A 26,364-nucleotide genomic window follows, 5' to 3' on the forward strand; every position below is an offset into this window, starting at 1 on the left:
GCTTGTTGACACTTTATTCACAAATATGTCGCAGGGATAGCGCAATATATCGAACCCTTTGTTCGAAATTATTGAACAACACAAAAAAAGCCCCAATGTGGTACTCTATACCTATCATTTAAAACGATTTTAAACAGGCAGAATGCTGCCCAAGAGCTTTATGACTGAACAATCTACGTTGACGCTTCAGGTGTTACAGCAGCGGCTGGATGCACTGATGCTGCGCGACAAACAGCGCTTTGCGCGCCGCCTGCATGGCGTAAAGAAAGTAAAAAATCCTGATGCGCAACAGGCCATTTTCCAGACGATGGCGAAAGAAATTGAACAGGCTGCGGCGCAGGTCGCCCTCCGCGAAGCGGCGCGCCCCTCAATCACTTATCCGCAAAATCTGCCTGTTAGCCAGAAGAAACAGGACATTCTGGAAGCGATCCGCGATCATCAGGTGGTGATCGTGGCAGGGGAAACCGGTTCCGGTAAAACCACCCAGTTGCCGAAAATTTGTATGGAGCTGGGACGCGGAATTAAAGGACTTATTGGACATACTCAGCCGCGTCGCCTGGCGGCGCGCACCGTCGCTAACCGCATTGCCGAAGAGTTGCAAACGGAGCCAGGCGGCTGCATCGGCTATAAAGTTCGTTTCAGCGATCATGTCAGTAGCAACACCATGGTCAAACTGATGACGGACGGTATCCTGCTGGCGGAAATCCAGCAGGACAGGCTATTGATGCAGTATGACACCATCATTATTGATGAAGCGCATGAACGCAGCCTGAATATTGACTTCTTGCTCGGCTATCTGAAAGAGCTTCTGCCGCGTCGCCCCGATCTGAAAGTGATTATTACCTCTGCGACCATCGACCCGGAACGTTTCTCGCGCCACTTTAATAACGCGCCGATTATCGAAGTCTCTGGCCGAACGTATCCCGTAGAAGTTCGTTATCGCCCTATCGTGGAAGAGGCTGACGACACTGAACGCGATCAGCTACAGGCAATTTTCGACGCTGTTGATGAACTGGGGCGTGAAAGTCCCGGCGATATTCTGATTTTTATGAGCGGAGAGCGGGAAATCCGCGATACCGCCGACGCCCTGAACAAGCTGAACTTACGGCATACCGAAGTGTTGCCGCTGTATGCACGCTTGTCGAACAGCGAACAGAACCGCGTTTTCCAGTCGCACAGCGGACGCCGTATCGTGCTGGCGACTAACGTGGCGGAAACCTCGCTGACGGTGCCGGGTATCAAGTATGTGATCGATCCTGGCACTGCGCGCATCAGCCGCTACAGCTACCGCACTAAAGTGCAGCGCCTGCCGATTGAACCGATCTCACAGGCTTCCGCCAACCAGCGTAAAGGGCGTTGCGGACGCGTATCGGAAGGGATCTGCATTCGTCTGTATTCGGAAGATGACTTTTTGTCACGTCCGGAATTTACCGACCCGGAAATTCTACGTACCAACCTGGCGTCGGTTATTTTGCAGATGACCGCCCTGGGGCTGGGTGACATCGCTGCCTTCCCGTTTGTCGAAGCGCCGGATAAGCGCAATATTCAGGATGGCGTGCGTTTGTTGGAAGAGCTGGGGGCGATTACCGCCGACGAACAGCAAACGGCATATAAGCTGACGCCGCTGGGCCGACAATTATCCCAGCTGCCGGTCGACCCGCGCCTGGCGCGTATGGTTCTGGAAGCGCAAAAGCATGGCTGTGTGCGCGAAGCGATGATCATTACTTCCGCACTCTCTATTCAGGATCCGCGCGAGCGCCCAGTGGACAAGCAGCAGGCTTCCGATGAGAAACACCGGCGCTTCCATGATAAGGAGTCCGATTTTCTGGCGTTTGTTAACCTGTGGAATTACCTCGGCGAGCAACAAAAGGCCCTGTCGTCGAATCAATTCCGCCGTCTGTGTCGCACCGACTATCTGAACTATTTACGCGTGCGTGAGTGGCAGGATATCTATACCCAACTGCGTCAGGTGGTAAAAGAACTGGGGATTCCGGTAAACAGCGAACCCGCAGAGTACCGGGAAATTCACGTTGCGTTGTTAACGGGGCTGTTGTCGCATATCGGGATGAAAGATGCCGATAAACAAGAGTACACCGGCGCGCGTAACGCCCGATTCTCTATTTTCCCCGGATCCGGTTTATTCAAAAAACCGCCGAAATGGACAATGGTCGCAGAACTGGTGGAGACCAGCCGTTTGTGGGGGCGCATCGCTGCCCGCATTGAGCCAGAATGGGTGGAACCGGTAGCCCAGCACCTGATTAAACGTTCATATAGCGAACCGCACTGGGAGCGGGCGCAAGGCGCGGTGATGGCGACGGAAAAGGTTACTGTCTACGGTCTGCCGATTGTCGCCGCGCGCAAGGTGAATTACAGCCAGATTGACCCGGCGTTGTGTCGCGAGTTGTTCATCCGCCATGCGCTGGTGGAGGGGGACTGGCAAACCCGTCATGCCTTCTTCCGTGAGAATCTAAAATTGCGTGCGGAAGTCGAGGAACTTGAGCACAAATCTCGCCGCCGCGATATCCTGGTGGATGACGATACCCTGTTTGAGTTTTATGACCAGCGTATTAGCCATGACGTTATTTCCGCCCGCCACTTTGATAGTTGGTGGAAAAAAATCAGCCGCGAGACGCCGGATCTGCTCAACTTTGAAAAAAGTATGCTGATTAAAGAAGGCGCGGAAAAAATCAGCAAACTGGATTACCCGAATTTCTGGCACCAGGGCAATCTCAAGCTGCGTTTGAGCTATCAATTTGAACCGGGCGCGGATGCTGACGGCGTGACCGTCCATATTCCGTTGCCGCTACTTAACCAGGTTGATGAGAGCGGTTTTGAATGGCAGATCCCAGGGTTGCGCCGTGAATTAGTGATTGCGCTGATTAAATCGTTGCCAAAACCGGTACGTCGCAACTTTGTTCCGGCTCCAAACTATGCTGAAGCGTTTTTAGGTCGCGTAACGCCGCTGGAGCTGCCGCTGCTGGACGCTCTGGAGCGTGAACTGCGCCGGATGACCGGCGTCACGGTCGACCGGGAAGACTGGCATTGGGATCAGGTGCCCGAGCATCTGAAAATCACGTTTCGCGTGGTGAATGACAAAAACAAGAAACTGCAGGAAGGGCGTTCGCTCGCCGAGCTTAAAAATGCGCTGAAAGGCAAAGTGCAGGAGACGCTCTCGGCGGTGGCGGATGACGGCATCGAGCAGAGCGGGCTGCATATCTGGAGTTTCGGCGAGCTGCCGGAAAGCTACGAACAGAAACGCGGTAATTATAAAGTGAAGGCGTGGCCGGCGTTAGTGGATGAGCGTGACAGCGTCGCTATCAAATTGTTTGATAATCCGCTGGAACAACAACAGGCGATGTGGTGCGGTTTACGCCGTCTGCTGTTGCTCAATATTCCTTCACCGATTAAGTATCTGCATGAGAAATTGCCGAATAAAGCCAAGCTGGGGCTGTACTTTAACCCGTACGGCAAAGTACTGGAGTTGATTGATGACTGTATCGCCTGCGGGGTAGATAAGCTGATAGATGCCAACGGCGGACCGGTGTGGAGCGAAGCAGGTTTCACCGCGCTGCACGAAAAGGTTCGCGCCGAGCTGAATGATACTGTGGTGGATATCGCGAAGCAGGTTGAGCGCATCCTGACGACCGTATTCAATATCAATAAGCGTCTGAAAGGGCGGGTGGATATGAGCATGGCGTTGGGGCTTTCCGATATCAAGGCGCAGATGAGCGGTCTGGTATACCGTGGTTTTGTGACTGGCAACGGCTTTAAACGTCTCGGCGATACGCTGCGTTATCTGCAGGCAATTGAAAAGCGGCTGGAGAAACTGGCTGTCGATCCGCACCGCGATCGGGCGCAAATGCTGAAAGTCGAAAGCGTCCAGCAGGCGTGGCAACAATGGATAAATAAATTGCCTCCAGCGCGTCGCGAAGATGATGATGTTAAAGAGATCCGTTGGATGATTGAAGAACTGCGTGTCAGTTATTTCGCCCAACAGCTCGGTACGCCTTATCCTATTTCCGATAAGCGTATTTTACAGGCCATGGATCAGATTACGGCCTAAAAAGCCAGGCGACGACGTCTTTCAAAGAGATCCGGTACAAGTTCGGAACAAAAAGGAGGAATTATGAATACAACGCCATTTCCGGCGCTCTCTGCGGAAACATTGCTGGCGGTGAATACCGTCGGACAGTGGCTGGCGCAAAATGATTTTTCCGGCGAACAACCTTATTCGTCGGATTGCGTCGTCCTGGCGGGCAATGCGGTGATCCCCACTATCGACGCGGCCTGTCGCATCGCCAAAGCGCAAGGCGTTCCTTTACTGATTAGCGGCGGTATAGGTCATTCAACGCCGTTTTTGTACGCCGTGATTGCCCGGCATCCGCGCTACCACACTATTCGCACAACCGGACGCGCTGAAGCCGCGATCCTCGCGGATATCGCGAACCAGTTCTGGCATATTCCGGCTGAGAAAATTTGGCTGGAAGATCGGTCAACTAATTGCGGCGAAAATGCCCGTTTCTCCTGCGCACTGATCCGTCAGGCGAAAGAAAACATTAACACGGCTATTGTTGTGCAAGACCCCACCATGCAGCGGCGCACTATCGCGGCGTTTCGGCGCGTGACAAACGACGACACCGATGCGCCACGCTGGCTGAGTTTTCCTGGCTTTGTTCCGGTACTGCGCCACCTTAATGACGGTACACGTTTTGCCAATGTTGAAGAGGGCATCTGGACGGTGGAGCGTTATCTGTCTCTGATTGCCGGCGAACTGCCACGTTTGCGTGACGATGAAACAGGGTATGGACCGCGTGGTAAAGATTTTATCATTCACGTTGATATCCCACGTGATATTGAAAACGCATGGCAGGTATTGCAGGCAGATACTACGCTGCGCAGTGCGTTAGAACAGAGAGCTTTACGCTAAAAATCGCCCGTTTGCGAGGGTGAACGGGCAAGTGCGACCACCATCTCATAAATTTGATGAATTATTTATAAAAGCTGGTTATGTTGTCGCTTTACGGTTTTCATTCAGGACGCGCTATGGGCAATAAGTATTCCGGCCTGCAAATTGGTATTCACTGGTTAGTCTTTTTTCTGGTTATTGTGGCTTACGCCGCGATGGAGCTACGCGGTTTTGCGCCGCGTAGTTATCGGCCCTGGTTTAATATGACGCACGTTTCATGTGGTATCACTATTTTGCTTTTAATGGTGGCACGCTTGTTTATTCGGCTGAAATATCCCACGCCGCCCATTGTTCCTCGTCCAAAACCGATGATGACCGGAATGGCGCATTTAGGACATCTGGTGATTTACCTGTTATTTATCGTGCTGCCTGTTATTGGTCTGGTCATGATGTATAACCGCGGCAATCCCTGGGTCGCATTTGGCATTACTATGCCCCATGCCGCCGAAGCTAACTTTGAACGCGTAGATATGCTGAAATCCTGGCACGTCACGCTGGCGAATCTGGGCTATTTTGTTATTGGACTTCATGCCATCGCTGCTTTGATGCATCACTATTTCTGGAAAGACAATACGCTGTTACGGATGATGCCGCGTAAGCGTGACTGACCGTCCTGTATGACGTTTGTCGCAGGTGGGGTTAACTGCTTCAGGCAAACAAGGCATCTATCAGAGGGGATGGCGTATTCCATACAGAAAACGCCTGCGTCTAACCAGGACCCGTGACGCAGGCGAAGGAGGACGGGTCTACATCGGAAGCGGGTATTATACTTATTTGTATGACAAATAAAATAAACAATTACTATTCCGTAATCCAATGTTTAATCAACGGGTTAAACCCACATGATCGCGCTGCCGACCGCCCGGAAGTGACTACACTTACAATGAACGTGGCATAGTGGCGGAAAATAGCGCAACGGCGCCATGTTGCTCCAAAGTCACCTTAGCGAAATGTTCGTCCAACACGCTGCGTAACGTATCGGCTGAATCATTGGTATTACTGAATATTCCTTTCTTGTTATAAACAGCCATTAATTTCTTGCCAAAAGCATTGTGAGGAACCTCTTTGCCCAGAATCGTGGCACCAAAAAGTGTGCCGCCGGGTTTAAGCGCCATACCGGCATTTTTAATTGCCTTCGCTTTTGTTGTCATCTCACCAGGTAAGCAGTGCAGAAGATAGTACATCGAAACGGAATCGAAGCGCCCGTGCCAGTCCGCCGGGAACGTGTCGAAAACATCGTGTTGTAGTGTGGCGCGGATTTTCGTATTACCTACTCGGCTGGCGGCTATTTTCAGGCTATCCGGATTTAAATCCATCAGCGAAATGGCATGAGTCGCAGGTGCATGTTTCAGGTAATAACCTGTACCTACGCCAATATCCAGGTGAGTCTCGCCCATGTGATGCAGGAAGAAAGGAAGTAGTCGCGTATCAGTAGGACACTTCCAGGCATATTTGTTTGAGATATTGAGTACCCACCAGTCATATAAGCTAAGCGTGAATGGGTTATAGACTTTTGCGCCTGATTGTTGTGTATGCTTCATTGTTCTCTCACTAAATAATTTCGCGCTGGAATTAAAACAACGAAGCAATCGTTAGGCAAGCATTAATCAGGTGAGTGAGTAATTTAATGCGACGAATAAAGGCGATATTATGAATTAAGCGGCTATCTTAAAGAAGGTAGAGGATAATAATAGCTGATAAATGAATTGGACATTCATATTATTATAAGCTGATAATTAATAATCGTTAATATACACATATTAAGTCCTATGATAATAGCAATGCAATTAAATACATGAGGAACAATATTTATTCATACACATAAAGCGATTATTGCACTTTAGTTGATATTTTAAATGTTACGATGAGATAGCCATCTTGATTTAATATCACCTACCCGGAGGCGATATGATTGAGGTTTTTGAAGCGTTTGGCTGGACCCTACTTTTAGGCGGTCTGGCAGTGGCAGTACTGTTTATCACTGCACTGGATAAAAAACGGTAATCATTGCATTTGATGCGCCTGTTGAGTCGGTATTACAAATAATTGTACCTGAAATCTACCACTTCTGAAGTTTGCGATATTTTGCCATTCTGACGGCAAGGGGTAATCCTGACTAAAGTTACCGCCGCTTATCAACCAGACACGATGGTGACTTTTTGAAAGCGTTGTCAGAGTATCAATATATGTCTGGTCGGCTTGCGCATAAAACAGTGAACCAAAGCCATAGGCATTCGGTCTGCCTGATGTTCCGTGTGCGTTAGGTGGTGTATAAAGAAACGCACGATAATCTCGCTTATTATAATACACATAACTTAAATAATCGAACATTTTACTGACTACCACGGCATCATTAGGCTGGTGACGGGTATTAATATAGTTTACCAATGGTTTAAACTCGTCTATGTGCTCAGGATTATTATGATATGAACCATAGCCGAATAATAAGGTGAATAAGATAAAACCGAAGCCACAAACCGCTTTTTTTGCGCGGGTAAGTAATACCGCGAGCAGGGGAGGAATGCTCAGCGATGAGAAGAAGAAATAACGATCGATAAATAACGGCATCCACCAGGAGATGATGAAGACCAGCATTACAGGGATGACCAGATTACAAAATAATATCAGCTGATATCTTTCATATTCTCCGTTGCATAAAGATATTCGCCCCACAGTACCGATAAAACTTCCCACAGCCAGCCACAGAATGATCGACGGAAAACCCTGTCCGTTGTTTCCGGTAAAGAAATGCCAGTACATTGCAGGCAGATCACGCCATGTTACGGGGGGAATCCAACCGATATCATTACCGGCTCTCAACTGCGCCAGATGAGTCAGTAAATTAAACAATACGGGCAACCAGGGGAGATAAGCGACAGCAATCGCCAGGTTAGCAAACCACCAGCCAGGAAGTTTAAGGTAGCAGGCCGTTTTATGGCTTTGGCAGGATAATATTGTTACTGCGATCCAGTGGGCAATAAGTGCAAATAGGGTGAAATAATGGGTGTAAAAACTGAACGTCATAAGCAAAGCATACGCGACAAGATAGCGATTATGGGTGGGTGTTTTTATCCACATCATCAATGCTAACGCGGCAGCGAGCGTTAGCATTCCCATTAACGCGTACATGCGCGTTTCTTGACTGTAATGAACTGCCATCGGCATCAGGGCGGCAAACCATCCAGCCAATAAGGCTGTACGCTCATTTGCCAGCCATCGCGTAAGCGCGATAACCAGCACAACTGTCAGGATCCCAAAGAGTAGACTGAGAGAGCGTACCGCTGCAATGCTATCACCCCATAATATGATCCAGTCATGCAGTAACAGATAATAAAGCGGGGGATGCACGTCAAAAGCGGCATGGAATAGCAGATTATCTACGCTATGTCGACTAATCAGCACGCTGGACGCTTCGTCACACCAAAGGTAGCGGTCAGTTAAAAACAGCAACCGTATAAGGACGGAGAATATGACAATGAGACAAACATGATATTTATACTTTATTTTTCTTAACCCATCGCCGGGCTGCCATATTGATAGTTGTGGTAGCGCCATAATATCCTCAATGGAGTAAGACTTAGACCAGAATGGACACCTGACGCAATAATGAAGGTTAAAATCTTAACCAACACTAAATAAAAATAACTTTGATAATGTCAGCGGTGAATTAATCAGAATAGTGCAGTACAACTCAGTAATCCTGACCGTAATGGCGAAGCAGTCTATGCTCTAAAAACCGGGTCAAACCGACAATAAAGGTAACGCCAATAAGGTACACTATGGCGGCAAAAAGGTAAGCATGGAAGAATTTAAAGCTGGTTGCAGCAACCTCCTGAATTCGCGCGAAAAACTCAGTATATTGGATAAGAAAAACGATGGTGCTGTCTTTAAGGTTATTAATCACCTGATTCGTTAAGGCTGGAATGGAAGACAGCAATACCTGAGGCAGTATAATCCACAAAAAGACCTGCCGTTTGTTCAACCCCTGAACGACTGCGGCCTCCGTTTCATATTTATTCAATGCGTTATAGGCCGTTGTCATGTACGCGGCATTATATGCGCCGACGTTTAAAGTAAACCCTGTAACCGCCACGGTAAAAGAGGACAGGTGAATGCCAGATTGAGGTAAACCATAATAGATAACAAACAGAATAAGAATGAGTGGCGTACCGATAAAGAAATCCATGTACAGTCGAGTTATGGCTTTTACCACGGGGCGATGGCTCAGGCTCAGAAAGAAAATAATAATTCCCCACAAAAAACCGGTGATGGAAACAATCAGCGCAAGTTTACAGGTTTCTTTAATACCGTCCACAACAAGTGGCAGTTGTTCAGTCAGGTCATTAAAGAAGAGAGACCAGCCAGCGATCATCGTTGTGCCTCGCTAAAAAAACAGTGGATATCTGGATCCGTTTCTCGTAAAGCAAGATCGGTAAAAGCGCCTTCTGCACGAATTTTGCCATGATTAAGAAACGTTACGTTATCGCTTAGTAATCTGGCGAGGCGAATATCATGAGTGACGCATAATATAGTGACGCCATTGTCGTGAAGTTGCTTGATCAACATTCCGACTTCATGAGTCATGAGCGGATCAAGCGCAGACGTCGGCTCATCAAAAATAATGAGTTCTGGGTCGGTGACCATTGTACGGGCCAGGGCGACGCGCTGTTGCTGCCCGCCCGATAATTGCGAAGGGTATTTCGCGCTATGCGAGACCATATCAAGTTTTTGTAGCTCATGTAAGGCTTTCTCCCGGGCTAGTTGTCCCGGCATGCCAAACACTTTACATAGGGCAAGGGTAATATTATCCATGACGTTAAGATGGCGATACAAAGCGTAATTCTGGAAGACGCAACCAACTTTTTTTCTGAACTCAAGAAGAGTAAATTCCTTGTCATAAATATTTCTCCCGTGAAAATAAATATCACCATAATCAGGCTCTTCTAATCGAAGCAGACAGCGTAAAAGCGTCGTTTTTCCACAACCCGATGGCCCCATGACTACTTTCATGTCTCCCGATTGAATTTTTAGACTAACCGTATCAAGAACCTTTTTTCCTGAATATTCCTTACTTATCTCTTTTAGTTCCAGTAAAGCCATGAGTATCACCTCTATTTTTATGCTTCAACTGATGCGATATTTTTTCTCAAACACTCCGGCCAGAAGAGTAAAAATTTTATAAATAATGAAATATAATAACCCGGCAAGAGTATAAATCTGTAACCCGTTCAGCGTGATGGCTGTCAGTGACATTGCCTGCTTCGTTATTTCAGCGATGCCTACAGTATAAGCAAAGGGCGTTGCTTTTAATACAGAAGAAAACTCATTGATAATACCGGGCACAGAAAATCGCAACATCTGTGGCAGTTCAATATTTACTATAACCTGTAATTGACGCATTCCTGCTACTTTCGCTACCGTGATTTCGAATGGCTCAACTAATTTAAGCGCCCCTCTGAACACCTCGGCAAGATAACTCCCGCTGATTAAGCCGACGCTGAGGTTCATGGCCACCAGAGGTGAAACATATATGCCAATCGATGGCAATCCAAAATAAACAAGAAAAACAGCAATAAGTATTGGAATTCCCCGAAGAATAAAGACCAGTACGTCGAGTATCTTCTGTAGTGGAAGGGGGGATAGTCGCCGTAATACGGCGACTGTAAGCCCGGTAAAAAACGCTGAGAGAAAACAGGTAAAGGTTACAAGCAGCGTATTACCAATCCCTTCCAATAGGAAATAAAAGATAGCCAGCATATTACCTGATGACATAGCTTACTATTTCATCCAGTTATCGACGATGTCAGATATTTTTTGTGGCCCTTGCTCTTTAAGCCATAAGTTGAAATCATCGCGCACGGGAGAGCCTTTCTTAAAGGCAATGCCAAGTTGATCAACATTCTTGAAAACATAACGACTTTCTATCGGCATCTTTTTCTTATTTTTGAAGGTAAAATAAACCGGCTCTTCTATAAAAGCCAGATCAAGATTGCCATTTTTTAGATCAGCCATCGTCTCATTATATGTTGGATACAATTTTACTTTACTTAACGAGTAGTATCCTTTGGGCTCCAGATCGTTTTTGATAAGGTCGGAGTAAGCCATTCCTCGAGGGTATCCAATAGAATATTGATTTAATTCATTGAGGTTATTGAGCGTTATTTCATGATTGGCCATACTGACCAGATAAAAAGAGTTGATGTAATAAGGTTCAGAAAAATCAATAACTTTCTTACGTTTATCTGTGATTGAAATTCCCGAAAATGCGACATCTGCCTGACCACTCGCCACTGCGCCAAGCATTCCATCCCAGGCATATTCGGTGATGTTTAGCTTACAATGCCGTGACTGACAGTAAGACGAAAAAAGCTCCAGATCTATCCCCTGCAATTTGCCATCAGCACTTTTAAATAACATAGGGGGAGAGGCCGGTGATACTGCGACATTGAGTGTTCTCCCTTCAACGATGCTATCAGCAAACGCTGAAGACGACATTATTCCCAACACTATCATCGATAAGCCAAATTTTTTGGATAACATGCTATCTATTTCCTGTAGTAAGGTAATGCGTATTATAAATTAAGCATTAGGGCGTGAACCTGACATTTGCAGGCGTAAAGTACTTAACATTATGTATTCCATCGCTGTTAACTAATTTAATCAGGAGGTTTGACAGGAATCATCAAAGGGAATGGATTGAATATACCATGAGATATCAACTGGATATGAGTGCAGCGACCCCATGAAAGGTGAAAATGTAAAGATACCATAGACATTAGTATACTGGACATAGTTTATGCTCCATTTACGCATACATATTTACATGATAAGCAGATAAATGCTTCAGTGACGGTGTGTTTAATGTCTCTAAGTATCATCTTGCCACTCTATCCAGGGCCAATATAAAGACTTATCTTTGCTTGTCAAATACATTTTCTGAGCTAAGTTGATTTGCGTGCTATCTATATTTGCAAGCATATAAATTATTTATCCTATGAACAAACGACAACAAATCAGGAGTTCTGACGATGTTGTTATGTTTATCAAAACGTTAACTTGTTTTAATCGACAATAATCTTAATTCAGAAATATCTTAATATATGCGGTTGTCGAGATAAAATTCTCAAATTAACATCGTACATCTTATGTAATAAATATAAATACGATAAATAAATCCAAAACTGAGACTGCCAACCGGATAACAAACAGCAATAAAGAGGGCTCTCCATTAAGTTATCCTGGCAATGGTTAAGGTGGTAACATTTTTGGTGGCTTTACCCATTTTAATCGTGTTCACAACACGTTAATTACCTTATGATTACCATGGTAATTAAAAATGAATCCTCGATGACTCGATGACTCGATGACTCGTTGGCTGAATGAAAAGAAAATTCTACATCACATAGGCGCATGTATCGCGTATAATGGGCTCCGATGTCCCTAATCATTGCTATGACATAATAATATGTATCTTAACCGCTTTTGTTATTTACTCCTGATCTCCGCTGCGGTCGGAAGCATTTTTACATCGCATCCCGTCGCGATGTGGTTCCTGCTCGCCAACGTGCTAACGCTGGCGATCTACGGTATAGACAAAACGGCGGCACGTAAAACCTGGCGCAGAGTGCCGGAATCCACTTTGTTGGTGTTTGGGGTTGTCGGTGGGTGGCCTGGTGCGATTGTTGGTCAACAACTCTTCCGTCATAAAACGCAAAAGCAGCCATTCAAAACATACTTTATCGTCAGTGTGATAGTGAGTATTGTAGTTACGGTGGCGATCTATCGACTCTATCCATTTTTGTCCTACTGAACATAGAGTATGGATCACTTATTGACCAACCGGCAGCAAAGACAACCTCATATTTTCATGCCACCGGCACTATGATATTGAGCGGTGTTTTGCTCAAGGCGTACCGCAGCCGATGGAACATTATTCAGTGGAATAATGATGAGCTATAAAACTTTCTAACATTGTGGCAAAACAATGATGGACTTCCTGGGTTGGATGGACAAAGTCATTGAAGACGTATTGCGGACATATATCCAGCTGAGGGTCTTTAGCCCCGGGAACATGTACATAGCCGTGGTGAGTATAAGGGTTTTCCGTATCATAACCAATATTACTGGCCACCTCCATTATCATCTTAAATGCATCGGCAGTCTCGAAATAGCATATTTTGTGCTGGGGGTATTTTTCTTTTAATTCTTCAACATTAGTTTTTAGCAGGGCATTGTGAGCGGTGCTTTCATCCTTAAGTTTTCTTTTTTCATCAGAATGTTTGCCATAGGGCGTCAAAGACAAATCGGGAATCCCCATGACTAAAACATTATTAACTCCACCGGAAATTATTTTTTCAATATCATCAATTTGTTGCTCAACGACCATCATTACATTATCTTTGTGTAGTGTCATATAGTCATTAGCCCCCAATAAAAATATCGCCAGGTCCTGGTGAGAAGGGGTGTAAGATGCGACTTGTCTGTCCGTATTTGATACAAAGTCACCGAGGCAATTAAAGCAGGAATACCTTGCCGATGTACTTCCCCCTTCAGCAAAATTAAGCATCTCTTTACCTAAGAAGTGTGGAGATGATAAAAACTCAGTCCAGGTAAATCCATTAGTAAACCTTCCGCCAAAGTATTGACCATAGGAGGGTAAGATATGATGTGTTTTTTCAAACATACGCCCCATGGAGTCAGATAAACTGTCGCCAAAAAATACCAGTCTGGTAATATCACCTAAAGAAATATTTTTTGGCTTGGGATGTAATCTATTGATTTCTTTGGCAAGACCAAAAGCTTCCGGATGACATTCAACCTCAATAGATAAAATATTTTCACCATTATCATCTTTAATAATCAACTTATCGGCGTGTTCCTGTGATTCTATAATAAACTGTTCTTTACATCCCTGAGACGCTAAGGCTCGAAGTTTGATGTAGGCTCCGCGAACCTGTACCGGTGTTAGATTCAGTTCCTGATAGTGGTAAAGTTTAAAGATACATTCGAGCGCCTCGGCATGGTAAGTGGTGAAGAAATATGCTTTGATTTTCTCCCATAAACTTAATTCCGGAGGGCGTGCGCTTTCTTTTATCACATTAAATCTTTCAGCACTGATAGATGATGTGAAATAACCCTGTCCAACACTCAATGGCATAGTGTCCTCCTTACTAATTAATCACGCTTTAGCAAAACATTAATTAACAAATATTAGCAAGAAAAGTAATCAGGTAAATGGTGTATATAGAATTGCGCTTCTTTAACAGTTTGTCGCCGCCAAAAAAACACATGCAATATTTATTATTTTTCAACGAAGTAAATATATCATCAACAACGTGAGGTTAATGCCGGGTACATATTATCTGACTGCTATCATTATTGACTGTGCGTCTGGTTAAGGCAAACCTCTAAAAAAAGTAGCCACTCCTGATTTTAGTGTGCTGGCGTGGGTATGAGCTGGCTTGATACTCAGGAAAATTAGGTAAGCTTATCATCAAGCTATTATTTCCAAGGGGGTGGTGTTTTATATAACGTGTTGATTTCTATTTTCATATTAAATATTTCTTAAGTGAGTTAACTATAATGAGTGATGATTCAATTATTAAAAACTCTTCAATGCTTTTGGCCTATTTAGGTGGTCTGGGATGGGGGAGCGCCTATTTTTATGGCTGGGGCGTCTCCGCGTACTATGGTTTCCCGTGGTGGTATGTAGGCGTCGGCCCTGACAACATTGCCCGAAGTCTATTCCATGCGATTAGCCTGATGGCTATATTCATAATAGCGTGGGGAGTGGGTATTCTATTATTTTTTTTAGTAAAGCAAAAAGCACGTATTCACGACCTTAGCTTCTTACGCCTTTTTTTGGCAGCGGTTTTGTTCTTTATTCCAATTGTTATCGAGTTTTCTCTCTTAACAGAATCGTTTTTGTGGGAGCTTTTTTTTATCATTTTACTGGTGGCTTTATGCCTATCGGTGGGGATGCGTTTTTATAGTAAATTGATGCCAGTGATTTGTTTTACGCAACTCAGTTGGGTGCGAAGACATTGTTTCACTATAGTTATGATTGGTTTTATTATATATTTTTTTATATTTTCTTTTTTTGTTGGGATCTATAAGCCACAATTAAAGAAAGAATACGAAATGATATTGTATGATGGAGGCTGGTACTACGTCCTGGCCAGGTATCATGATAGTTTTATTTTGTCGAAATCCTTTACTAAAAATAACAATAGATTTATTATTTTTAGACCAGAAGATGGACACTCTTATGAAATTACCCTGGTAAAAGTCAGACTTTAATAAAATACTGGTTGGCAAGAGCGTGAAATGACGCCAGAGCTTCCCATGGCAGAGATTAGAGAAAGAACTGAGCGCCTATATCTGTAGGCTGTGGAATAGCAATGCCGGGAAGGGCATGGCATGACACTTTATCTGACATTACCATCTGAGTGGCAGTTTAGCAGATGTTTCAGGCCAAACCCAAGTTGAATTGGACCGCTCAGAAGCCGATTACCTACATAACAAATCCTGGCCGCAAGCTTATGCTGTGGGCGGAATATACGACCGCTATTATCCAGACTGGCTGTTAACTTATTTATTTTCCCATAGTAACCTATAACAGGCCTCCCTGAGGCATTGGCTAGCATCTGTGCATTGGAAAAACAGGCTCCATTTGCACTATAGCAACTTATAAATTTTATTTCCTCATGAGAGTTGCTAATATGGCGGATTGATTTGAAAAGTGATGATGACTGACTTGCACCGGAACCGTACCGATTTTCATGTTGAACAACAAAAGGAGCACCATGTTTACAAATCGAAATAGGCATGGATTATTACCTGAGATTGATTTCAAATTAACAATAATGATGACGCTTTTGGGTATTAAAAATCTTTCAAATAACGCTCATTTGATTTTTTGTCCACTATTAACTAAGTCTGGAAAGACACAGGGTTGAGATATTTTCGCTAGCCGTCGGCGGTGTATCGCAGTTGTGATGTTACGTTCTTACAAGACTGACATCTGCATATCATAACCTTTATTCATTACCACCTGGTGAGTAAATAAAAACTATTGAGCAAATATTTACTTCTGGGTAATGGGACTGGATTCACCGGCATTACCTCTGTACTCCAGTCGGGCAAAACATTGCAGCATATAAAAGAAGCTTTGGCGTTTATTGTCTGTAGCCTGAAAAAGTTCCCGTGAGCTGAATATGCTGAATGTGAACTGATTCTTGATTGTCTATGCCGGAAAGCTATAAGCGATTGATTTTTATATTGTGTGTAATTTTACAATTACATAAACATTAAATTCTGATAGTATACCCCCCTATAGTATATGGAGGTCGAATGCCGCATTCACCTGAAGATAAAAAACGTATCCTTACCCGCGTTCGTCGCATTCGCGGGCAGGTCGAAGCGCTGGAGCGAGCGCTTGAGTCTGGCGAACCTTGTCTGGCTATTCTGCAACAGATTGCCGCCGTGCGCGGCGCGTCTAATGGCCTGATGAGTGAAATGGTTGAAATCCATCTGAAAGATGAGCTGGTCAGCGGGGAAACTACGCCAGATCAGCGCGCGGTTCGGATGGCGGAAATCGGCCATCTTCTTCGCGCTTATCTAAAATAACAATTTCCCTCACCGTAACAGGAAGAGATATATGAAATCACGTGCAGCAGTTGCTTTTGGTCCCGGTCAGCCGCTAAAAATTGTCGAGATTGACGTTGCGCCGCCGAAAAAAGGCGAAGTTCTGGTCAAAATCACCCATACCGGCGTTTGCCATACCGATGCTTTTACCCTTTCCGGCGATGATCCGGAAGGCGTATTCCCGGCAGTCCTGGGTCACGAAGGCGGCGGCGTGGTAGTCGAGGTCGGCGAGGGGGTCACCAGCCTGAAACCCGGCGACCATGTTATTCCACTGTATACGGCGGAATGCGGCGAGTGTAAGTTCTGTAAGTCCGGTAAAACTAACCTTTGTCAGGCCGTACGCGCCACTCAGGGAAAAGGGCTGATGCCGGATGGCACTACCCGCTTTTCTTATAACGGCGAACCCGTTTATCACTATATGGGAACCAGCACGTTCAGCGAATATACCGTTTGCGCGGAAATTTCTCTGGCGAAAGTGAACCCGCAGGCGCCGCTGGATAAAGTGTGTCTGTTGGGCTGCGGCGTGACGACGGGTATTGGCGCCGTCCATAACACCGCTAAAGTGAAAGCGGGCGACACCGTTGCCGTTTTTGGTTTAGGCGGTATTGGGCTGGCGGTTATTCAGGGCGCGGTTCAGGCTAAAGCCGGGCGTATTTTAGCTGTCGACACGAATCCGGAAAAATTTACGCTGGCGGGCGAAATGGGGGCTACGGACTTTATTAATCCGAATGATTACGACAAACCGATCCAGGACGTTATTGTTGAGCTTACTGATGGCGGCGTAGATTTCAGTTTTGAATGTATCGGCAACGTTAACGTGATGCGAGCGGCGCTGGAATGTTGTCATAAAGGCTGGGGCGAAAGCATTATTATTGGCGTAGCGGGAGCAGGGCAGGAAATCAAAACCCGTCCCTTCCAGCTAGTGACCGGTCGCGTCTGGCGTGGCTCCGCCTTTGGCGGCGTGAAAGGGCGCACGCAGCTGCCAGGGATGGTCGAAGATGCGATGAACGGTAAAATCCGTTTAGATCCTTTTATTACTCACCGCCTGCCGCTGGAGCAGATTAACGATGCCTTTGAACTGATGCATCAGGGTAAATCCATCCGTACTGTTATCCACTTTAGCGATAACTGATTCATCCGCCAGCGGATTTTCCGCTGGCGCTTTTCTGAATTTTCTGGAATGAATGTTGTGAAAATGTGACGAAGGCGATGCTTTTCGCGGTAAGCAAACGTCATGAAGTGCCGATGACTATCTAACGGGCGTGTTTTACGCATAAAACCTACAAGAGAGTCGACGGTCATGGGCAACACATTCTCGATGCAAGCCTCGCATAAACTGGGCTTCCTGCATCATATTCGGCTGGTTCCGCTGTTTTCCTCCATTCTCGGTGGCATCCTTCTTCTTTTTGCTTTGAGCGCCGGGCTGGCAGGCTATTTTCTGTTACAGGCCGATCGCGATCAGCGTGATGTCACGGACGAGATTCAGGTACGGATGGGATTATCCAACAGCGCTAACCACTTACGTACCGCACGTATCAATATGATCCACGCTGGCGCGGCGAGCCGGATTGCTGAAATGGATGAAATGAAAGCCAATATTGCCGCTGCGGAAACGCGGATCAAGCAGTCTCAGGACGGCTTTAACGCTTATATGTCCAGAACGGTGAAAACACCCGCCGATGATGCATTGGATAACGAGTTAAACGCCCGTTACACCGCCTATATCAACGGCCTGCAACCGATGCTGAAATTTGCCAAAAATGGCATGTTCGAAGCGATCATTAATCATGAAAATGAGCAGGCAAAACAACTGGATGCCGCATATAACCATGTCCTGTTGAAAGCGATTGAACTGCGCACCGAGCGGGCGAGACTACTTAGCGAGCAGGCTTACCAACGTACCCGGCTCGGTATGATGTTTATGATTGGCGCATTTACGTTGGCGCTGGTATTGACGTTAATGACCTTCATGGTGCTGCGTCGCACGGTGATACAACCCTTGCAGCAGTCTGCGTCACGTATCGAACGCATTGCGGCGGGCGATCTGACCATGGCTGACGAGCCCACAGGACGCAGTGAAATTGGTCGTCTGAGTCATCATCTTCAGCAGATGCAGCATGCGTTGCAACAAACGGTAGGGGCGGTGCGTCAGGGGGCGGAGGAAATTTATCGAGGCACCAGCGAAATTACCGCCGGTAATACGGATTTATCTTCTCGTACTGAACAGCAGGCTGCCGCCATTGAACAAACCGCGGCCAGTATGGAACAGTTGACGGCAACCGTTAAGCAGAATGCGGATAATGCTCATCACGCCAGCAAACTGGCGGAAGATGCTTCCGGTAAAGCCAGTCGCGGAGGCCAGATGGTTTCCGGGGTCGTACAAACGATGGGGAATATTTCCACCAGCTCGAAAAAAATCTCGGAAATTACCGCCGTCATTAACAGTATCGCTTTCCAGACCAACATACTGGCGCTGAACGCGGCGGTCGAGGCGGCACGTGCCGGGGAACAAGGACGCGGTTTTGCGGTGGTCGCCAGTGAGGTTCGTACCCTCGCCAGTCGCAGCGCGCAGGCGGCAAAAGAGATTGAAGGCTTGATCGGCGCATCGGTCAGCCTGATTGAACAAGGATCTGAAGAGGTTATCGCTGCGGGGAGCACCATGAATGAGATTGTGGATGCCGTCAAACGCGTCACCGATATTATGCTCGATATCGCGGCAGCCTCTGATGAGCAAAGTCGCGGTATTGTTCAGGTCAGTCAGGCGATTTCTGAGATGGACAAGGTTACGCAACAAAACGCGTCGCTGGTCGAAGAGGCGTCCGCGGCGGCGGCTTCGCTTGAAGAACAGGCCGCCCGCTTGACGCAAGCCGTTGATGCGTTTCATTTACAGGATACTGGCGCGACGATGCGATCATCCTTCCTTTAATGAGCGTCGCGCCAGCGGGCTATTTTAGCCGCGGGCGCGTTTAATGCCCGACAGCCGCTATCACAGCGGCATCGATTTACGGATCGCCGCAATCAGCATTTGCGCCCCGGTTGAGAGCGGGATATCAACTCGCGTAAGAATACCTATCGGTTCGCCTGCGCTCTGGGTCGGCACGGGTAATGAGACCAGCGTTGCCTGGCGAAGATCTTCTTTAACCGCGCCAGAGGGGACGAACCAGACGTAATCGTAATCTACGGTAAGTTGTCGTGATAACGATGCGGATAGCGTTTCGATACATCCGGCAGGCATTTTACACCCCTGGCTTTGCAACAGGGCTTCCGCATTCTGGCGCGGTACCGTGCCTTTTGGCGAGACGACTACCGGCCATTCCATAACCCGACTGAGCGTGATCGTCTCCTGTAACAGGGGATGACCGGGGCGTACCACTAATTTAAGCGATTCTAAAAACAGCAGTTCGTAATTTAAACCGCCCATTAATTCCGGGTCTGACATGCGGCCAATACCCAGATCGATCTCGCCTGACTTGAGACCCGCAAGCAACATCGTATTGTTCATGGTCGCGACCTGTAACGAGGTCGATTTTTGCTGTTGATGGAACCGCCCAATAGCCGCCGGGAGTATACCCAGCGCAGCGGTGGGGAGCGCGCCAACACGCACCACATCGGCGCTGGCGTCCTCTTTGCGATTCAGCGCCTGCCCGGCGGTATTCAATGCATCTAATACTTTTACCGCATGAGTCAAAAATTGTTCGCCAGGAACCGTTAATTGCGCGCCCAGTCGCCCGCGTTCGAACAGACGGGTTCCGGTGAGTTGTTCCAGTTCGTTCAGCGTTTTAGAAAGCGCTGGCTGGCTCAGGTTAAGGGTTTCAGCCGCGCGCCCCAGCGTTCCCTGTTGCGCAACGGCGACAAATGTATGAAGGTGGCGCAACCGAATGCGCTGACTAAACAGACCATTTTTTTCCATAAGCGATGTTAAAAACAGAGCCGTGCGGGTGACAAGTAAAGTTGTTTGTTTTTGATAACCTGATAGCAAAATATTATTAACATTTTACCATTTCAAGTTACAACTGTTTTATTTTACTGATGATTCAACTGCCGTTAAGCGTGTTAAGCCGCGATCTGGTCGGGGATACGCCAGCTCATGTCAATCCGTTCTGCATAATGAATTCAGACCGGATCACACTTTATAAATTCTTCTCCCCGGAATGGATGAGGTTTTCTACACTCCAGGTAACATTCACTGGAGGCATGACATTATGGCGAACACCATCACGGCAGATGAGATTCGGGAACACTTTTCGCAGGCAATGTCGGCAATGTACCAGCAGGAAGTTCCGCAGTACGGTACGTTACTGGAACTTGTGGCTGACGTGAATCTGGCGGTGCTGGAAAATAATCCCAAACTGCATGAGCAGTTGGCTAATGCCGATGAACTGGCGCGATTGAACGTGGAACGACATGGCGCCATTCGTGTTGGCACCGCAGAAGAACTTTCTACCTTGCGTCGGATATTCGCCATCATGGGGATGTACCCAGTAAGTTATTACGATCTCTCTCAGGCGGGCGTGCCTGTGCACTCCACGGCATTTCGTCCCATTGACGAGGCTTCGCTCTCGCGTAATCCCTTTCGCATGTTCACTTCGCTATTACGCCTGGAGCTCATTGAAAACGCGGCATTACGCCAGCGGGCGGCGGAAATCTTATCGCAGCGGGATATTTTTACATCGCGCTGCCGACAATTGCTGGATGAGTACGACGAGCAGGGCGGTTTTAGCGCTGCTCAGGCCGAAGAGTTCGTCCGTGAAACGCTGGAGACTTTTCGCTGGCATCGTCAGGCTACCGTTGATGAAGAAACGTACCGCAGCCTGCATCGTGAGCATCGTTTAATTGCCGACGTGGTCTGTTTTCCGGGATGTCACATTAACCATCTGACGCCGCGTACTCTGGATATCGACCGGGTACAGGCCATGATGCCGGAGTGCGGCATTACGCCTAAAATTCTTATCGAAGGTCCGCCTCGCCGCGAAGTGCCTATTCTGTTGCGGCAAACCAGTTTCAAAGCCCTGGAAGAGCAGGTGCTCTTCGTTGATGAAAAGCAGGGTACGCACACGGCGCGCTTCGGCGAAATTGAGCAACGTGGCGTCGCGCTGACGCCAAAAGGTCGTCGATTATATGACGAACTGTTGCACAAGGCGGGAACGGGTAAGGATAACTTCACGCATCAACTCCATTTGCGGGAGGTCTTTAACGCCTTTCCGGATAGCGAATTTCTGCTTCGCCAGCAGGGGCTTGCCTGGTTCCGCTATCGCTTAACGCCTTCCGGCGAGGCGCATCGTCAGGCGATCCATCCTGGCGACGATCCGCAGCCGCTTATTGAGCGCGGTTGGGTGATCGCGCAGCCGATTACCTATGAAGATTTTCTTCCGGTCAGCGCAGCCGGCATTTTTCAGTCGAATTTGGGAAATGAAACGCTGGCCAGAAGCCACGGCAATGCCAGCCGCGACGCCTTTGAACAGGCGCTGGGATGTGCAGTACGGGATGAATTTTCGTTATATCAGGAAGCGGAAGAACGCAGTAAACGCCGTTGCGGTCTGCTTTAAAAGCGGTAAGCTTCACAGGCTGTGAGGATACTGTAAAAGGAAGGCGTTATGTTGAATCCCTCCATCCCACTGGTGGAGACGCGTCACGGTAAAATCGTGGGCGTCGTACAGGAAGAAATCCATATCTGGCGCGGTATACCTTATGCCGCGCCGCCAACAGGGGAGCTACGCTGGCGTGCGCCGCAGCCTGTTACAGCCTGGCAGGATGTGCGCCAGGCGGATTGTTTCTCCTGCGCCAGTTGGCAGGATATTACCTGGTGTCGCGAACTCGGCGGCGGCGATCCGGGAAATTTTTCCGAAGACTGTCTCTATCTGAACGTCTGGGCTCCCGCCGTACGTCATGAACCGTTGCCGGTCATGGTCTGGCTACACGGCGGCGGTTACACCATTGGCGCGGGGAGTTTGCCGCCCTATGACGGACATGCGCTGGCGAAGCGCGGCGCGATCGTGGTGACGGTCAATTATCGGCTTGGCCATCTGGGCTTTTTCGCGCATCCGGCGCTGGAAGGCGGAGAGGCGGAGTGTATTCATAATTTCGCTTTACTCGATCAAATCGCTGCGCTGCGTTGGGTGCAGGACAATATTGCCGCATTTGGCGGCGATACGCAGAATGTGACGTTATTTGGCGAATCCGCCGGCGCCCGCAGCGTGCTGTCGTTGATGGCTTCGCCGTTGGCGAAGGGGCTTTTTCATAAAGCGATTATTCAGAGTGGTTATACGCTGCCGGATACGCCCCGCGAGGTGGCGCTAAAAAAAGGCGTTGCGCTGGCAGAACATCTTGGTTTAGCCAATGCCACTGCCGAACAGCTACGCGCTTTACCGGCAGAGACGTTTTGGCCGCTGGACGAGCCTTTTAAAATTGCGCCGACGCCGATTTCCGGCGACGTCGTGCTGCCGCATCCGATGCTGGAAACCTTCTTTGCGGCGAAACAGCATCCCATACCGGTGATGATCGGCTCGAATAGCGATGAAGCCAGCGTATTGGCAGTTTTTGGCGTCGATATTGCCGGTCAAATTCAAAAAATGCGCCGTGAGCGGCGTGTTGGCCTGGGGTTAATCCGGCTGCTTTATCCTGGAGTGAAAGGCGACGAAGCACTAGGGCGGCAGGTCTGTCGGGATATGGTATTTACCACGTTGGGTTATGTCGTCATGCAAGCGCAGCAGCGGATCGGCGAACCGTGCTGGCGTTACTGGTTTGATTATGTCGCCGAAGCGGAGCATAACACCTACGCGAATGGTGCCTGTCATGGCAATGAAATACCGTATGTATTCGATACGTTAACGCGGGCTGAGCCCACATGCCATTATGTGAATGAGAATGACCTGGCCTTTGCCTCGCAGGTGGCGGATTACTGGGTGAATTTCGCTCGTCATGCCAGCCGCACGCGCGACGTGCTGCACGGCCCGGTTCGCTGGCCCGCCAGCATTCGGGGGCGAGATCGTCTGTTGCGGATTGGGCTGAACAAACTTGCCGGTTTTAAAGTGGAAAACCGCTTTATGCGTGCGCGTCTGGCGCTGTTTAAACGAGTCATGAAACATCACGTTAGTCTGGAATAAACTTTTCATAACCTGAAGAATGCTGCGTGAGGTTTACATCCGATTAGGTCGGTTCTTATCGACATAAAATATTTACGCTTTTGCACAGTTTCCAGGCGACCAACAATTGGATTATTAATGAATTTTGTCTAGAGTGAGCGGTCAGAAACGGGCACATTCTTGCTGCTGAAAAAACCAGCGCGGGACCATTCACAAGACCAGAAGGACTCATTTTCAGGTATGAATCGTAGACGATTTATTAAAGGTTCAATGGCAATGGCCGCCGTGTGCGGTTCCAGCGGTATTGCTTCACTCTTTTCTCAGGCGGCGTTTGCCGCGGAATCCGATATTGCGGATGGTAAAATTGTCCGTTTTGATTTTGCTGGTCTGCAATCAATGGCCCAGGCGTTAGCGAAAAAGCCCTGGGGCGGCGCGCCGGGACCCTTGCCGGATACGCTCGCCAATCTGACGCCGCAGGCCTATAACAGCATTCAGTATGACGCGGCGCATTCACTCTGGAACGGTGTTGCCAACCGGCAGCTCGATATTCAGTTTTTCCACGTAGGGATGGGCTTTCGTCGTCGCGTACGCATGTTTTCCGTTGATACGACGACGCATCTTGCTCGCGAGATTCATTTTCGCCCGGAACTGTTTAAATACAACGATGCCGGCGTCGATACGACGCAACTGGAAGGGCAGAGCGATCTCGGTTTCGCCGGTTTCCGTGTCTTTAAAGCGCCGGAACTGGCGCGGCGCGATGTCGTCTCCTTCCTGGGCGCCAGTTATTTCCGGGCGGTAGATGATACTTATCAGTATGGCCTGTCGGCTCGCGGGCTGGCGATAGATACCTATACTGACGGTCAGGAAGAGTTCCCTGACTTCACCGCATTCTGGTTTGACACCGCGAAGCCGGGCGATACTACATTTACCGTTTACGCTCTGCTGGACAGCGCCAGCGTGACGGGCGCGTATAAATTTGTGATTCATTGCGAAAAATCGCAGGTGATCATGGATGTAGAAAACCATCTCTACGCCCGTAAAGATATTAAGCAACTTGGCATTGCGCCGATGACCAGTATGTTTAGCTGTGGGAATAATGAACGCCGGGTATGCGACACCATTCATCCGCAAATTCACGATTCCGATCGGCTGGCGATGTGGCGGGGTAACGGCGAGTGGATTTGCCGCCCGCTGAATAATCCGCAGAAATTGCAGTTCAATGCATATATGGACGATAACCCAAAAGGGTTCGGCCTGCTGCAACTCGATCGTGATTTCTCGCATTATCAGGATGTGATGGGCTGGTACAATAAACGTCCGAGCCTGTGGGTGGAGCCGCGCAGTAAGTGGGGGAAAGGCGCGGTTAGCCTGATGGAGATCCCAACCACTGGTGAAACTCTGGATAATGTGGTCTGTTTCTGGCAGCCGGAAAAAGCGATCAAAGCCGGGGATGCGCTGGCGTTCAATTATCGTTTGTACTGGAGCGCGCAGCCGCCGGTACAATCGCCGCTTGCGCGGGTCATGGCGACCCGTACAGGGATGGGCGGATTTCCCGAAGGTTGGGCGCCGGGCGAACATTACCCGGATAAATGGGCGCGCCGTTTTGCTATTGATTTTGTCGGCGGCGATCTGAAAGCGGCCGCGCCAAAAGGCATTGAGCCGGTGATTACGCTCTCCAGTGGCGAGGCGAAGCAGATTGAGATCCTCTACGTAGAGCCTTTCGACGGTTATCGTATCCAGTTTGACTGGTATCCGACCTCGGATTCTACGGCACCGGTGGATATGCGTATGTTCCTGCGCTGCCAGGGGGAGGCTATCAGCGAAACCTGGCTGTATCAGTATTTCCCGCCCGCGCCGGATAAGCGCCGTTATGTCGACGATCGTATCATGCGTTAGTCAGTTTGCCTTCTGTACCGCCACAAAGGCGGTACAGGTTGCGGAAATTGCCCTGGCATAAACTCATTCGTGAGCCGCTGTTTTTGTGACACGGCCTTTCCATCGTTCTATTTTTGCAACAGTCCTTCCTGTTTATCCCTCTCGATCCTGCGGACAGGGGACATTAAGATAGCTTCACCTTATTTAAGATATAAAGTGAATATAATGAAAAAGAGTTTTCTTGGTGCTGTCCTGTCTCTGGGTTTATTAAGTGCTGCTCATGCAGATGTATATAAATTTGATAATACGCATACCAATGCGGTATTTAATATCGATCATTTCCAGACCTCAACCAATCATGGCGGGTTTTATGCTATTAGCGGCGAACTGAAATATCAGCCGGAAAAGCAAGTCGCAGAGATGCGCGTGACGATTCCCGTGAGCGCCTTAAATACCGGGGTGGATGCGTTTGATAACCATATTCGCAGTAGCGATATTCTGGATGCGGAAAAATATCCAGAAATAGTATTTAAATCGACAAAATGGCATTTTGAAGATAATAAACCGGTTTCTATTGACGGTTTGCTAACAATGAAGGGAGTAACTAAGCCCGTCACCTTAACCTCCACCAAGTTTGGCTGTTATATGAGCCCGATATTCAAGGCGCAGGTTTGCGGTGGTGATTTTGTCACGCAAATAGATCGCACCCAGTGGGGTGTAGATTATCTGGTCGATATGGGGATGACGAAAGTTGTCGATATAAAAATCCAGGCAGAAGCGGTTAAGCAATAAAGG

21 protein-coding genes are annotated in these 26,364 nt (G+C 48.0%); 12 read left to right on the forward strand and 9 right to left on the reverse strand.

Annotation, left to right across the window (positions count from 1 at the left end):
* The first annotated feature begins 160 nt into the window (after positions 1–160).
* The 3 genes from hrpA (at position 161) to cybB (ending at position 5,574) form a co-directional block, all read left to right on the forward strand.
* Entirely contained in the window at positions 161–4,063 is a 3,903-nt protein-coding gene (hrpA, locus tag LDB27_RS10520) for an ATP-dependent RNA helicase HrpA (protein WP_001550139.1), read from the forward strand.
* 63 nt (positions 4,064–4,126) lie between these two features.
* On the forward strand, positions 4,127–4,927 hold the full coding sequence (locus tag LDB27_RS10525; RefSeq protein ID WP_001098503.1) for a YdcF family protein: 801 nt from the start codon (positions 4,127–4,129) through the stop codon (positions 4,925–4,927).
* Positions 4,928–5,043: 116 nt separating this feature from the next.
* On the forward strand, positions 5,044–5,574 hold the full coding sequence (gene cybB / locus LDB27_RS10530; RefSeq protein ID WP_000527275.1) for a cytochrome b561: 531 nt from the start codon (positions 5,044–5,046) through the stop codon (positions 5,572–5,574).
* Between the two features lie 270 nt (positions 5,575–5,844).
* Here cybB and LDB27_RS10535 read toward each other — a convergent pair whose 3' ends face one another.
* The 6 genes from LDB27_RS10535 to LDB27_RS10560 all read right to left on the reverse strand — a co-directional run bounded on the left by LDB27_RS10535 (position 5,845) and on the right by LDB27_RS10560 (position 11,506).
* The gene (locus LDB27_RS10535; RefSeq protein ID WP_000683309.1) at positions 5,845–6,507 is read right to left on the reverse strand and encodes a class I SAM-dependent methyltransferase; all 663 of its coding nucleotides are present in this window, start codon (positions 6,505–6,507) and stop codon (positions 5,845–5,847) included.
* Between the two features lie 463 nt (positions 6,508–6,970).
* Positions 6,971–8,521 (reverse strand): glycosyltransferase family 39 protein, encoded by a 1,551-nt coding sequence (locus tag LDB27_RS10540; RefSeq protein ID WP_001530166.1) that lies wholly within the window; start codon positions 8,519–8,521, stop codon positions 6,971–6,973.
* Positions 8,522–8,657: 136 nt separating this feature from the next.
* Positions 8,658–9,338, reverse strand: coding sequence for an amino acid ABC transporter permease (locus LDB27_RS10545; RefSeq protein WP_000560165.1), 681 nt, complete (start codon positions 9,336–9,338; stop codon positions 8,658–8,660).
* Complete coding sequence (locus tag LDB27_RS10550; protein ID WP_001185904.1) at positions 9,335–10,066, reverse strand: amino acid ABC transporter ATP-binding protein; 732 nt, start codon at positions 10,064–10,066, stop codon at positions 9,335–9,337. Before LDB27_RS10550 ends, LDB27_RS10545 begins: the two co-directional genes overlap by 4 nt.
* Before the next feature lie 24 nt (positions 10,067–10,090).
* Positions 10,091–10,738: an amino acid ABC transporter permease gene (locus LDB27_RS10555; RefSeq protein ID WP_000094443.1), complete on the reverse strand. Its 648-nt coding sequence runs from the start codon at positions 10,736–10,738 to the stop codon at positions 10,091–10,093.
* A 6-nt stretch (positions 10,739–10,744) separates the two neighbouring features.
* Positions 10,745–11,506 (reverse strand): transporter substrate-binding domain-containing protein, encoded by a 762-nt coding sequence (locus LDB27_RS10560; RefSeq protein ID WP_000949368.1) that lies wholly within the window; start codon positions 11,504–11,506, stop codon positions 10,745–10,747.
* Between the two features lie 925 nt (positions 11,507–12,431).
* Between LDB27_RS10560 and LDB27_RS10565 the strand changes: the two genes are divergently transcribed.
* On the forward strand, positions 12,432–12,776 hold the full coding sequence (locus LDB27_RS10565; protein ID WP_000281190.1) for a DUF1294 domain-containing protein: 345 nt from the start codon (positions 12,432–12,434) through the stop codon (positions 12,774–12,776).
* A gap of 120 nt (positions 12,777–12,896) precedes the next feature.
* Here the strand turns inward: LDB27_RS10565 and sseJ are convergent, their stop codons facing one another.
* Complete coding sequence (gene sseJ, locus LDB27_RS10570) at positions 12,897–14,123, reverse strand: SPI-2 type III secretion system effector SseJ (RefSeq protein ID WP_001131418.1); 1,227 nt, start codon at positions 14,121–14,123, stop codon at positions 12,897–12,899.
* Between the two features lie 425 nt (positions 14,124–14,548).
* Between sseJ and LDB27_RS10575 the strand changes: the two genes are divergently transcribed.
* Positions 14,549–15,265 (forward strand): hypothetical protein, encoded by a 717-nt coding sequence (locus tag LDB27_RS10575; protein ID WP_001527697.1) that lies wholly within the window; start codon positions 14,549–14,551, stop codon positions 15,263–15,265.
* A 128-nt stretch (positions 15,266–15,393) separates the two neighbouring features.
* Here the strand turns inward: LDB27_RS10575 and steB are convergent, their stop codons facing one another.
* Positions 15,394–15,795 (reverse strand): type III secretion system effector SteB, encoded by a 402-nt coding sequence (gene steB / locus LDB27_RS10580; protein ID WP_077906400.1) that lies wholly within the window; start codon positions 15,793–15,795, stop codon positions 15,394–15,396.
* 523 nt (positions 15,796–16,318) lie between these two features.
* Between steB and LDB27_RS10585 the strand changes: the two genes are divergently transcribed.
* The 3 genes from LDB27_RS10585 (at position 16,319) to LDB27_RS10595 (ending at position 19,538) form a co-directional block, all read left to right on the forward strand.
* A complete protein-coding gene (locus LDB27_RS10585; RefSeq protein ID WP_001120770.1) occupies positions 16,319–16,594 on the forward strand; it encodes a metal/formaldehyde-sensitive transcriptional repressor in 276 nt (91 codons plus the stop codon).
* Positions 16,595–16,625: 31 nt separating this feature from the next.
* Entirely contained in the window at positions 16,626–17,744 is a 1,119-nt protein-coding gene (locus LDB27_RS10590) for an S-(hydroxymethyl)glutathione dehydrogenase/class III alcohol dehydrogenase (protein ID WP_000842142.1), read from the forward strand.
* A gap of 168 nt (positions 17,745–17,912) precedes the next feature.
* A complete protein-coding gene (locus tag LDB27_RS10595) occupies positions 17,913–19,538 on the forward strand; it encodes a methyl-accepting chemotaxis protein (RefSeq protein WP_000528501.1) in 1,626 nt (541 codons plus the stop codon).
* A 60-nt stretch (positions 19,539–19,598) separates the two neighbouring features.
* On the opposite strand, the gene LDB27_RS10600 is transcribed toward LDB27_RS10595, so the two are convergent.
* Positions 19,599–20,522 (reverse strand): LysR substrate-binding domain-containing protein, encoded by a 924-nt coding sequence (locus tag LDB27_RS10600; protein WP_000414259.1) that lies wholly within the window; start codon positions 20,520–20,522, stop codon positions 19,599–19,601.
* A gap of 292 nt (positions 20,523–20,814) precedes the next feature.
* Between LDB27_RS10600 and LDB27_RS10605 the strand changes: the two genes are divergently transcribed.
* The 4 genes from LDB27_RS10605 to LDB27_RS10620 all read left to right on the forward strand — a co-directional run bounded on the left by LDB27_RS10605 (position 20,815) and on the right by LDB27_RS10620 (position 26,361).
* On the forward strand, positions 20,815–22,158 hold the full coding sequence (locus LDB27_RS10605) for a VOC family protein (RefSeq protein WP_000024092.1): 1,344 nt from the start codon (positions 20,815–20,817) through the stop codon (positions 22,156–22,158).
* A gap of 48 nt (positions 22,159–22,206) precedes the next feature.
* Positions 22,207–23,715 (forward strand): carboxylesterase/lipase family protein, encoded by a 1,509-nt coding sequence (locus LDB27_RS10610; RefSeq protein WP_000933994.1) that lies wholly within the window; start codon positions 22,207–22,209, stop codon positions 23,713–23,715.
* Between the two features lie 219 nt (positions 23,716–23,934).
* Positions 23,935–25,590, forward strand: coding sequence for a glucan biosynthesis protein D (locus LDB27_RS10615; RefSeq protein ID WP_001081945.1), 1,656 nt, complete (start codon positions 23,935–23,937; stop codon positions 25,588–25,590).
* Positions 25,591–25,785: 195 nt separating this feature from the next.
* Positions 25,786–26,361, forward strand: a complete 576-nt coding sequence (locus LDB27_RS10620; RefSeq protein ID WP_225519946.1) for a YceI family protein — start codon at positions 25,786–25,788, stop codon at positions 26,359–26,361.
* The last annotated feature ends 3 nt before the right edge of the window (positions 26,362–26,364 follow it).

The sequence above is a fragment of the Salmonella sp. JXY0409-18 genome (assembly GCF_020268625.1).
Taxonomy (GTDB): domain Bacteria; phylum Pseudomonadota; class Gammaproteobacteria; order Enterobacterales; family Enterobacteriaceae; genus Salmonella; species Salmonella enterica.